This window comes from Paenibacillus sp. AR247 (assembly GCF_002968895.1).
GTDB classification, from domain to species: domain Bacteria; phylum Bacillota; class Bacilli; order Paenibacillales; family Paenibacillaceae; genus Paenibacillus_AQ; species Paenibacillus_AQ favisporus.
The window spans coordinates 942,683-954,614 of the sequence record NZ_PCZT01000009.1; the positions used below are offsets into that span (position 1 = coordinate 942,683).

Annotated in this window: 8 protein-coding genes and 1 pseudogene; all 9 read right to left on the minus strand. The window is 55.5% G+C overall.

Annotation, left to right across the window (positions count from 1 at the left end):
* Positions 1 to 480, minus strand: a pseudogene (locus CPT76_RS37310) (hypothetical protein); the annotation flags it as partial.
* Between the two features lie 38 nt (positions 481 to 518).
* Positions 519 to 1,550, minus strand: coding sequence for a glycoside hydrolase family protein (locus CPT76_RS12460; RefSeq protein WP_258168347.1), 1,032 nt, complete (start codon positions 1,548 to 1,550; stop codon positions 519 to 521).
* A gap of 1,286 nt (positions 1,551 to 2,836) precedes the next feature.
* On the minus strand, positions 2,837 to 4,387 hold the full coding sequence (locus CPT76_RS12470) for a glycosyl hydrolase family 95 catalytic domain-containing protein (RefSeq protein WP_181152816.1): 1,551 nt from the start codon (positions 4,385 to 4,387) through the stop codon (positions 2,837 to 2,839).
* A gap of 267 nt (positions 4,388 to 4,654) precedes the next feature.
* A complete protein-coding gene (locus CPT76_RS12475; protein ID WP_105443154.1) occupies positions 4,655 to 5,014 on the minus strand; it encodes a glycoside hydrolase N-terminal domain-containing protein in 360 nt (119 codons plus the stop codon).
* Between the two features lie 57 nt (positions 5,015 to 5,071).
* Positions 5,072 to 6,634: an extracellular solute-binding protein gene (locus CPT76_RS12480; protein ID WP_105443155.1), complete on the minus strand. Its 1,563-nt coding sequence runs from the start codon at positions 6,632 to 6,634 to the stop codon at positions 5,072 to 5,074.
* Between the two features lie 209 nt (positions 6,635 to 6,843).
* Positions 6,844 to 8,685 (minus strand): cache domain-containing sensor histidine kinase, encoded by a 1,842-nt coding sequence (locus CPT76_RS12485; RefSeq protein ID WP_258168348.1) that lies wholly within the window; start codon positions 8,683 to 8,685, stop codon positions 6,844 to 6,846.
* Positions 8,686 to 8,714: 29 nt separating this feature from the next.
* Positions 8,715 to 9,725, minus strand: coding sequence for a response regulator transcription factor (locus CPT76_RS12490; protein WP_105443157.1), 1,011 nt, complete (start codon positions 9,723 to 9,725; stop codon positions 8,715 to 8,717).
* Positions 9,726 to 9,800: 75 nt separating this feature from the next.
* Positions 9,801 to 11,381, minus strand: a complete 1,581-nt coding sequence (locus tag CPT76_RS12495) for an extracellular solute-binding protein (RefSeq protein WP_105443158.1) — start codon at positions 11,379 to 11,381, stop codon at positions 9,801 to 9,803.
* 216 nt (positions 11,382 to 11,597) lie between these two features.
* A partial coding sequence (locus tag CPT76_RS12500) for an ABC transporter permease subunit (RefSeq protein WP_146116302.1) occupies positions 11,598 to 11,932 on the minus strand: 335 nt, incomplete at its 5' end.

Below are 11,932 nucleotides of genomic sequence, written 5' to 3' on the forward strand. Positions count from 1 at the left end.
CCGCTCCAGGTCATGCCAGGCGCGGATGAAGCTGCCTTTTGCATTAAAGCGGCTTGCCAGCTGGGCGGCGGCCATCAGCCCGCGGTGTCTGGAACGCTCGCTGCCGGTAATCCGGTAGTCGGCCACGGCCGAAAGCGTCCATATAAATCCGGCATCATGATGCACAGCGAGCGAATACAGCGGTTCGTCCAGCTTCTCCTCAATCAGCTCGGCAATCCCCTGAAGCCCTGGATGGTGCCCGTCTTCGGCAATATGCCACAAGATCCCCGGCCAGAAGCCGGCTGTCCACCAGGACGGGCGCATGTTGTCATAGACCCCGTCAACGGATGCATGCGGAAAACTGACGCCAATCCGCTGACTGGTGCGCTCCACTTTGTTTACGATTTGCTGCCAAGCCCCTTCCGCCCACTGCTGAACGGATTCCGAAATAAGCGCCGAGCTCCCTACGCTACCCTTTTGTTTTGAAACGGTCTCTCCCATATGATCTCCTCCTGTAATTGAATGTTCCAATTCTTAATTCAAGGCGAAGTCCGCAGCGGAATCACCATGTTCCAGGTATGTTCCGCTTGCCGGAAGCCCCCCGGTCCGTCCGCAACAGCGGCGAACAGATGCGTCGGCTGTCCATCCTGAAACAGCAGGAAGGGCCGTTCGAAGCTGCCCATCCAACGCTCCGATCCGTCCTCCCATCGGACGCGCCGGGAATAGGATTTGGGCTGGTCCGCGAGCCTCCAGTCCCTGCCATCCGGAGAAAGTGCCAGAATGCCGCCGTGCTTCTCTCCGCACAGCTTCCCATCCATGTCTTTCGCGATCATGGCGTACCCTTCCGCCGTACGCCAAATGAACGGGTCTTCGATATGATACCGTTCCGGCGGAAACAGCGGCGCATCTTGGATTACGCGATAAGGCCCTTCATATCCTGCTGCCTCTGCTGCGCCCAGCGTCATTTGCCCATGGGCTGTGCCCTCATACCGCCGGGCTTTATAAACAAGCAGCACGGAGCCATCCTCCCGGATACATGGCGCCGGATTCGAGGTCAGGAAACTGTCGAACTTGCCCGGCCTCGTCGGCAGAATCGGCGTATCGAGACGCTTCCACGGCCCATAGACGCTGTCGGCGACGGCCAGGCCGACACGCTTGTTCGCCCTTGCCGCAATGACGCGGCAGTCGTCCGCCTCCACCGTCTCTCCTAGCCGCGGCTCAGGGAAGGGATGCGTCGATCCCATGTAATACAGCAAATATTTGTCTCCATACCGGATGATGTGCGGGTTATGGGTGCTCCTTCCGTCCCAGTACTCCGCTCCCCGCGCTGGGAACACGGTTTCTTCGTAGGTATAGGGTCCTTCCGGGGTATCGGACGAGGCTCGGACGATTTCCGAACGGAGCAGCCAGCCCGGGTGCATCGGCAGCCACTTCGGCCACCGGGAAGCAAACATATGATAGCGTCCGTCGCCTCCGCGAACGACCGACCCGCACCATACCCACCAGCCTTCCATCCGGAAGCCCCCTTCCATGGGAGCAGGCAGCATCCGGTCAAACAGTGAAAATGTCACGTTCTCCCTCCGTTCATCATTAAGTTTCTCGACTTCTGTTTTTGCCAAATGGCACGCGTCATTCACGATTCAGCGGTCCCGGTTTCACGAAGAGACCGTCGACTCCGCCAACCCGTACCGTTTTGCCGCGCTGCTGTGCAGCCATTCCGCCGCCAGTGCCAGCGCATCCTCACGGCTCAGCCATCCATCTTTGATCTGTTCATCCAGAAATCGGGCCAGCAGCTGCTTCACGATCAGCAGCTTACCGTACGTCCATTCGATGCAGCGCGCATCCGAGACAATCAGCGAGCTTTTGAGCGGGGATAACGCCTCGAGCCGGTACTGCATGCTCTGCGTGTATGTGCTGGCACGGAAGTTATACCACCACATGCCGCCTACGTGAACATTGGCAAAATTCCAGGCCGCCTGCACGACGTCCAAATTGTTCAGTTCCGATGCAACCACCAGCTCAAACGGGATATTGTAACGCTCAAACAAGCCATACAGCTTTACGATCCGGAGCGGATCGTTCACAGGGGCGGCCGAACTGCTCCCCCATCTTCGTTCCACGCCGAGGAACAGCTGAAGGAACATGCCCCGCTCCTGCAGACCGGAGCAGATTTCATGGAGCAGCAGCATCATGACCTCATCGGTCCGCCCCGCGGTTTCAATCTTATAATCCTCATGCGCCGCAGCCTCATAATGGGGAAGCGTCGTCATGATCCCCGGACAGCCCATCTCATGATAGGACTTCAATTGCTCGGAAATGAATGCTTTCGCCTGCGCGAAACGATCCTGACGTTCATGGGCTGCGGAGGAGACGATGCCGGCGGCAAGCTCCGGCAGCCATCCGTCGATCCGGGGCAGCAGCAGAGCATCCTCCCGCATACCGTCAAATATGGCATGTTCTGGGCGGTTCACAACAAACCGCTGCACATGCAGCCGGTCGGCCACGCTTTGAGCCCAGCCTGAAGTACTACTCTGCACGCGTACAGCTTCGTCCGCCTGAAGCACAGACGCCGTGTCATGGATGGTGATTCCGTATAAATCCCCCATGATCGCCGTAAAAGCACGGTTCATCATCGTATTACGGGTAGCCTTATAAGCACTAACGAAGGCTTCCGCCCGCTCCGGAACCGGCAGCTGTGCCGCATCCTTCGGATATCCCGCCGTCTGCAGTTCTTGGTTCAACCNGAAATAATCGGCGATCTCCCAAAAGTCGGCCGCGCACAGCTTATCGCCTATCAAATGCGTATGCGTATCGATCACAGGCAGACGCATAATTTCTTCTAATAATGAAGATATATTCATGATCCTTGTCTCTCCCCTCTCATTAGCTGAACGTCAACTGCAAGGTTATTCTTCCTGTCCCAGGCGATGTCTACCTCGTAGCCTCCACATGCCAGCATTCCAGCGGCGCTTCCGGAGAGGAATCGCTTCGGCAGGGCTGGAAGGATTCGGATCATGCTGGGATCGGAGTACAGCAGCATTTCCTGAAGGGCAGCCGTCATACCCATATTCGCATCCATCTGAAACGGAGCCCACTCCATATCCAGGCCGATTCCCATGCCGCGCCAGTCGTTGTGAAGCGTGAAGAAATTATTGATCACGGCTGATCTGGCAAGCAGATCCAAGCACTCCAGCGCCTTATCCGCTTCGCCCATGCGGGCGTACAAATTGGACATATGAGCAAGTGACCATCCCGTCTGCTCCTTTAATCCAACGACCAGCCTCTTTCTTAACGCGGTCTCGAAGGCTGCAAACAAACCGGGATCGCTCTCCCGCGTTACCTCTTTGCCCGGAAACACCGGATAGAGGTGCGACTGGTGCCGGTGATGGTATTGATCCTCATAGACAGGATGCATCCATTCGCGGACTGCGCCGTCTGTATTGACCTGATACGCCGGGATTTTGGCAATCATGTCTTTCCAGCCCACGACTTCCTCAGCATACAAACCTTCCTGAGCGGCACCCTCAACCAGCCGGGTCAGCACTTCCTTGGCGATGGCAAAATCCATCGTCGCGTTCATTGCCGTTCCCTTAGGCCCACCTGCGCCGTTACCCGGCCGGTTCTCGGGCGAATTGGATGGGCAGCTGATGAACAGACCATCGTCCCCGGTAATCAGGAAGTCTTCATAGAACAAAGCCGCCTCCCGCAGGAACGGCAGGGCCCGGTTTCTTAAAAATTCCCTGTCACCCGTGTACAGGTAATAATCATAATAGTGCTGCGCGATCCAGCCTGCCGCCCCGGTCCAGTGGATAATGTGGGGCGCGATCGTCTTCAGCAGGCCGGAGTCCGGCGCGGTCGGTGCGGGGATCCAGATCCCCCTGCAGCCATAGATACAGCGCGCGTTGCGGCGATAATCGTCCATCTGCCGCTCCACGTAATCGAATACGGGCAGCAGCAGCTCGGGCATATGTCCCGTGAGCGCCTGCCAATACATCATCTGCAGGTTCTCGTTGGCCATATGGAACGCCCAGAAGCCGCGATATTCCCCGCACCATAAGCCGTATAAATGGCAGGGATCCCCGCCTTCGCGCGAGCTTGCAATCAGAAGATAACGCCCGTAGGCCCACATCTTCTCCAGCATGGCCAGCGGGGCTTCGCCGCGGTAGGCTTGCAGCAGCAGCTCTTCGTTCGTGGCCTCTCGTCCGGGAGCATCCAGATTCAGCGTCATCCGCTGAAACAAGCGTTCATGCTCCTCAATGTGCGGCTGCAGCAGCTCGCTGTAAGACCGATGTTCTGCGGCCAGCTCGTGTTTCAACCGTTTCCAGGCCGCTTGACGCGGCTCATGAATGAACAGTTTAACCAGGATCAATGCCTGCGTGGCGCCTTCAAGAACGGACTCACTGGACATGCTGCTTATCCTGCCATCGATCGTGATCACCCGAGCGACGGCACCGAAATCGCTGCCGTCGTCATGGCATGCGGCATACCATATGAACTCACCTTCGGACCCTGATTCGCTTCCTGTCGGTAATGGAGCGTCAGCTCTGCCAGGGGGACNCCTGACATCCCCGCGATGATGCAGGTCAAGGGCGATCTTCGCCGATATCGTTTCTGGCCCTGACGACCGCAGCTCATAGACGATCAAATCGTCCGCCCGGGATACGAACACGCCCGCTCATAACGCGTATCTCAAGTTCAGGTCGCCAAGCGGCAGCGGAACGGCCATGACCGGATCGTAACCTTGCTCCTTCAAACCGTCGACCAATACATTTTCGGCAAGCGCCTCCTTCCCCTCCATCATCAACCGGCGCATTTCTCCAAGCCGGCCGCTCACGTCGGGCAGATCCGGCGTACGACTCTGCCACCACAAGCTGCCGTGCGTCAGCATGACCGTTTCCAAATGGACTCCGCCATACACGGCTGCTCCAGTTATTCCGTTGCCTGCCGGCAGCGCCTCCCTCCACTTGGCCCCCCACCAGGATGAAGGGGTCAGAAGCTTCAGCTTATTCCGTCCGTCTCCAGTTTTCCTGCCCATATATTCCCCTCCTAACAGGAGGAAGCCCTTCGCGTGAAAGGCTTCCCCGAAATCAACCTATTTGCGGCTTTGCTGATCGATAATTCCGTCTTTGTTGTTGTAACGCTCCGTGGCTTCTTTGACGATCTCATCGCCGCCCTTTTGCTTATACTCCTCGATGACTTTAGGAAAATCGCTGATCGGCTCTTTGCCGTAGATCATTTTGACCATGTGGTCGATGATGAGCTTCGGCGCCTGGTCCGGACGCTTGGAAGCCAAGTCAGGGAACTGGCTGAAGGATTCCAGGTCCGGCACAAATCCGATACCGCCCACACCTTCTTTGGCCAGCGTATCATCGAGCGCCTTCAGCACGTCTTGTCCGCCTGGGAGCAATTCGGTCCGTTCACGGTTGATCGTTCCGTCACCGACCCAGCGAAGCAGCGAGCGGAATCCGGCTTCGTCCTGAGCGGCTTTGCCTTCCGGCAGCTTGTAATCGATTTTTCCGTCTTTAACCGTGTAATCCTCGCCCTCAATGCCAAAGCTGTAGAAGTTTTTCGCTTCCGGCGTCTGCATCCACTCGAACATTTGGATGATCCGGGCTGCTTTCTCTTTGCTGACCTTGCTGTTGATATAGAGCGAAGTGTTAACCGAGCTGTACAATCCGTATCCCTTCTGTCCGTTGTCCCCTATCGGTGACGGGATGATATCGACCTTGGCGCCCGGAACCGCCGCGCCGATCTTCGTGCGGAAATCGAGAAGGCTGGCGGCATTGGCTGTCCACATGCCGGCATTGCCGGCTTCGATATTTTCGCTGTACTGAGGCGCCTGGATCGTGGCGAAATCTTTCTGGATCAGGCCTTCGTCATACATCGTTTTGTAGACGGTCAGCGCCTTTTCCATATTTTCAGCGTTAAAAAACTTCGGTACGGCCTGGCCGTTCATTTCGGTAAACTGGTAGCCCAGGGCGTCATACGCACCAAATACGATGTCCGCGTATTTAAAATTCTCCCTCATCTGATACGGCGCGCTGAGACCGAGTTTTTTAAACGCACGCAGGACGTTCAGGAAATCGTCCATCGTTTGGGGCGCCGGCAGGCCTGTTTTTTCCAGCAGGTCGGTCCGGATGTAAGTGGCGCGGCGGGAAGGGTTGCTGAGCCAGGTCGGAACGCCATAGATTTTCCCCTTGTAGCTCACCTCGTCCCACGCTTCCTTTGGAACGGCTTTCATCAGGTTCGGAGCATACTCTTTCAGCAAGTCGTCCAGCGGCATAAACACGCCGGCCTGAACCGAACCGGCCATAGACTTATCCGTTGCCCCGCCGACGTTTTGCACGACGTCCGGAATATCGCCGCCGGCGAACATGACGGCCATCTTCGCATCGAAGTCTTTCAAGGGAATCAGCCTGATGTCCAGATCCACGTTGGCTCTCTTCTCGACCTCCTTGACCCATTTCTCGTTGTTGATGTCCTTGGAGCCTTCCGCGTAAGCGTTTCCACTTGTGGTTAAAGAAATGCTGAATTTCACCGGTTTCGATGCGTCGGCCGCATCGTCACTGCCGCTTGAGGCGCTTTTGTTTCCACAGCCTGCGGTCAGACCCGTGACAAGCGCTGCCGCGAGGATCAGACTGACCCATTTTTTCATCTTATAATCCCCTCTCTTCATGCAAAGTGCAAAAGATATTCTCTTTGCTGCTGTCCCCATCATAAGGCTTAACCAGGGAAGCTCCCATGGGGCGGATTATTGTCGTGATGTGTTTTTTTGCGGTTTTTTACGGTTGTCTGACCATAAAAAAATCCCGTATTCCATTCTCCGGAATACAGGATTTGCTTAACTATCTTCTTTGTTTGCGCCTAGCCGCTGCCCGCCATGGGCAGGGTCTGCATAGGCGCGGCTGCCTCTTGCCCCGCTGGGCTGCTCAGTTCTTTTACGCCGGAAATCGGCATCCGCATCATCATCCGGGTTCCCCACTCGGGACTGCTTTCCACGGTTACGCCGTAGTCCTCACCGAACACCAGCTGAATCCGCCTGTGCACATTGGGTACGCCGATCCCGCCCGCGCTGCCCCGGTCCTCCTCGTCGGCAAGCCGGTTCTCGCTCAGCTTGGCGCGAAGCTCCTCAAGCCGCTCTGGGGCCATGCCGCAGCCGTTGTCCTGCACGCTGACCCAGAAGGAATCTCCCTCTTCGCCGGCATCAATGATAATCGTATGATGATCCTCCACCCCTTGCCTGAAGGCGTGCTGGAACACGTTTTCCACCAGCGGCTGAAGCGTGAGCCGGACCATTTTCCGCAGAAGCAGCTCCGGCCTTACCCGAACATCAATCTCGAATGTCCGGCCGATCCGGTGATTGATAATGACCATGAAGTACATGACGTGCTTGAGCTCATTCGCTACCGTGATCTCTTCCAGATTGGTCCGTACCGAATAGTGCAGCATATAAGACAGAGCCCCGACGATCTCGGTAATTTCGTCCGAGTCCTGAATGACCGCGTAACATACGACCGTTTCCAGTGTATTGTACAGGAAGTGCGGGTTAATTTGCAGCTGGAGCGACTGGAACTCGGCCTTCTGCCGTTCGGCCTGCATTTCCTTGTTCCTCAGCTCCGCGCGGTACACCGTGTCGACCATCTCCGATAAGCGGTTCACCATCAGGTTGTAGCGGATCATCAGCTCGGTAATTTCGTCCCGGTGCTTCGGAAGCGGAATAAACTTCCAGTTTCCCTTTTCCGTCTGGCTCATCCCCTTCATCAGCGTCCGGATCGGGGTAGTAATCGACTTGCCGAATCGGCTCGCCAGAAACAACGCCGTCAGGAACGTAATGACCGCAACGACGATAATGGAGCTGCGAATCGTGTTAAGCGGTTTTTGCAGCTGGCTGTACGGAATGGACACCACCAGATTCCACCCCGAGTATTCGGCTTTGCGGCTGATATATACCCGGTCCATTCCCTCCGCCGAACTGCGGAACATCTCGGTGCCGGCCTCGCTGATTTGCTTGCCCAGGCTGGACGGAACGATCGATCCTACCTTGGTCTGATCGTTGTGGTATTGTATCCTGCCTTCGCCGTCCACAATGAAAAAATAGCTGTCCTTCCCCAGATCGATCCCCTTCCACAGGGTGGACAGCTCCTCCGCCTTGACCTCGATCCCCACAAAACCTTTCATGTCCGTGGAACGTAGTCCGCGGATGCGGCGGATCAGCGTCATCATCGGCGTCTTTTCGCCCAAAATGCTGTAATTCATAATGGTCAGCCGGCCGCTTTCATCCGTGTTCTCCTTAAAATATCGGATCTGTTTCGCCGTATCTTCCGGCTTAAAGGATGGTTCCGACCCGCCGTTATAATAATAGAGCGTATTCCCGGAGTAACCGATGATATACAGTGCTTCGATCTCGGGATTGCGGATCCACACCGGATCCACGATCGCATCCCGGATATCGGTCATGTAGCGGTAATTTTCGTACTCCTCCCGGTCAGCCGGCAAATCGATGTACCGTTTGACCCTGAGGTCGGTCAGCAGCGCCACCATCGACCGTTGATAAGACGACAAATACAGGTTGGTATGGTGTACGGCATTGTCCACGATCTGGACCATTTGGCTCTTTGCGCTTTTTTGCAGCTGCTTGGCTGAAATGCTGTAGAAGGCGATGCCAACCGCAGACAGGGAAAGAAGAATCACGATGGTAAAATACAAAAGCAGCTTCAGCCTCAGGGATACTCTCATCATTCAATGCCAAAGGAAGACCGATACTCCGACGGGGATACGCCGACGAAATTTTTGAAGGTCTTCGTAAAATGGGGATAATCCTCGTACCCCACCTTGACCGCGATATCGGTGATCGTCAGGGTCGGTACGGCAAGCAGCCTGCGCGCTTCTTCCATCCGTTTTTTGATCCGGTAATGCACAAAGGTCTCGCCTGTCATTTTCTTGAAAAGAGCGCTGAAATAGGTCCTGGCGAGCCCCACCCGCTTGGCCACTTCCTCCAGAGTGATGTCCTCCGACAGATGCTGGTCGATAAAGGCTTTAGCTTCTTCGATCGGATCCTTGAAATTGCCTTTCCGTGTCAGCTGAAGCTCCTCGAGAATCCGGTCCATACAGGCGGTAAAAGCGGTCATGACTTCCTTCTTCGTATTGGACGAGCCTTGTGTACCCCTGCAACCGGAACGCGGCTTCCAGCCGCGGCTCTCCAGCCGTTCTGTGATCATGCCAAGGCAGTCGCTCAGCACCGCTTCCATGTTGATCACGTTCAGCCCATCGAACAAGCCCGACCGTTCGCCCTCTTCGATGATGCGAATCGTTTCGTCCCGCTGCAGCAGCCAGATGCTCTGCTCGAGCTGATGCGCCCACTCCACATATTTTTGCACAGGAATAATGCTGCCGGTCATCCCTGATATCAGCTCCTTCAGCGTATCGTGTACGTCCTGCTGGGTCACCGGCTTCAACAAATAGCGCTTGACCCCGTACGCCATAGCCCGCTGTGCATACTGAAAGTCATTATAACCGGATATGACGACAACCTGGACATGACTGAATTCCCGGTGTATCCGTTCGCACAGCTCAAGTCCGTCCATATCCGTCAGCACCAGGTGCGGTTCCAGATTCCGGATCGTCTCGAAAGCGGCCTCCCCGTCATCGGCGGTATAAATCGCGGAGAAGGAAGCCGGATAACGCTGAACCATCTTAACCAATCCTTTTTGAATGACAGGCTCATCTTCCACAATCAAAACTCGCACTTGTATCAAACCCCTTCCTAGAGCGGATAGAAAAAGCGCAGCTGCATTATCGAAAAGAGAAAGAAATGTCGCATCCTATCGGTTGTGCTGGATCAGTACCCCTTGCTTGGCCCGGTACCTCGCCGTCGCTTCCTGAATAATCGCATTTCCGCCGCGTTCCCGGTATTCCCGGACGACCTTCGGCCAATCCGAGATCGGTTCCTTGCCGTAAATCATTTTGACCATATGGTCAACGATCACGGGCGGCGCCTGGTTCGGTCGCTCCGAAGCAAGATCGGGGTAGGCGCTGAAGGACTCCAGCTCGGGAACAAAGACGATGCTTCCCAGCCCTTCCTTCGGCAGCGTCACGTCCAAACCATGGAGCAGATCCTTCCCGCCCGGCACCAGTTGCGTTCTGGCCCGGTTGATCGTCAGATCATGCGTCAGCCACAGCAGTTCGCGGAAGGTTTCCTCGTCCTGCTCCTCCCTTGTTTTCGGAAAATGATACGTAACCGTCCCATGGTCTTCCGTATAGGTGTCGCCCTCGATCCCGAACGAAAAAAAACGCTGAGCCTCGTCCGAAACCATCCAATCAAAAAATTGGAGAATACCTATCAATTTTTCCTTGGACACATGCTTATTAATGTAGAACGAATTGATGACAGAGCTGTACAAACCGTAGCCTTTCGTCCCTTCCGGCCCTTCCGGTGAGGGGATGATATCGATTTGGGCCCCGGGAACCGATGCCCTTAGCTTGGTGCGGAAGTCCAGCAATCCGGCGGCGTTCGCCGTCCAGCTTCCCACTCGGCCTGCTTCGATGTCATGGGTATATTCGGTTGATGAGACTGTCGCAAAATCCTCCGGGATGAGTCCCTCCATCAGCATCGTCCGGTATACCTGCAGCGCCTTCATCATATGCTCTTCATCCAAAAATTTCGGAACCACCTCACCGTTTCGGACTTCAAACTGGTAACCCAGCACGTCGTACGCGCCGAAAATGACGTCCGCATACTTGAAATTCTCCCGCATCTCATAGGGAATCTCGACTCCCAGCTTCTTGAATGCACGGAGCACATCCAGAAATTCGTCGACGGTTCTCGGTACGGGCAGACCCGTTTGCGCCAGCAGGTCCGATCGGATATACGTTGCCCGGCGCGACGGGTTGCCGAGCCAGGCCGGAATTCCATAAATTTGCCCCTCAAAGCTGGTTTCCTTCCAGGCTTCCGGCGGCACCGCTTTCCACAAGTTCGGAGCATAGGTCTGGATCAAATCGTCAAGCGGAAGGAACAGTCCCGCTTGGACCGATCCGGCCATGGCGGCCGAGCTTGCCCCGCCAATCATCTGCACGACATCCGGATAGGTATCGCCTGCAAGAATAACCGGCATGCGTCGGTCGAAATCTTTCAGCGAGATCAAAGAGATGGACAGCTTCGTATTTGTCAGCGCTTCCAATTGTTTGACCCAGTGGTCCTCGGACGGATCCGCCATATTCACCGCATAAGGGCTGGCACCATTGGATATCGCCAGGCTGAAGGCCGTCGGCTGAGGAGAGGATTCTGTCACACCTTCCTGAGCCGGCTGCGGCGAAGGAGAGGCTAATCGGACCGCGCTTCCAGCCAGGTAACAGAACAGGAGAATAACGGCCGCTGTCAGAATGAAATAAGTTACTCTTTTCATGCCGTCACTCCTCCCTGCATCCATTTGACTCCTGTTTGACTTGCTTCGCCCTCTTGTTTTGCGCTGTGCGCAAAGCCAAATTCACTCACCAGTCCAAACCCTTATCTGCCAGCCTATACTTGAGCACCGCGCTAATAGCATGACACTGATGTTTAATATCTTATCACATTTCACTTCTATGAAAACGTATACTTTTCTAGCTGTAAAAAGATAGTATCAGGCCTTGATCGACCCGATCAGCATCCCTTTGATAAAGTACTTCTGCAGGAACGGGTACACGATAATGATCGGTACGACGGAAACGACGATGACCGCCATTTGCACGCCAGCCGGAGAGATCTGGTTCACATTTTCAAGCAGGTTGCCGGCCTGACCGAGGTCATTGCTCAGAACGATTTCCCGGAGGCGAAGCTGCAGCGGGTAAAGCGCCCGGTTGTTGATAAAATACAGTGCCGACGAATACGAATTCCAGTGGGATACCGCATAGAACAGCCCCATGGTTGCCATGGCCGGTTTGGACAGCGGAAGAATGACGCTCCACATCGTGCGCA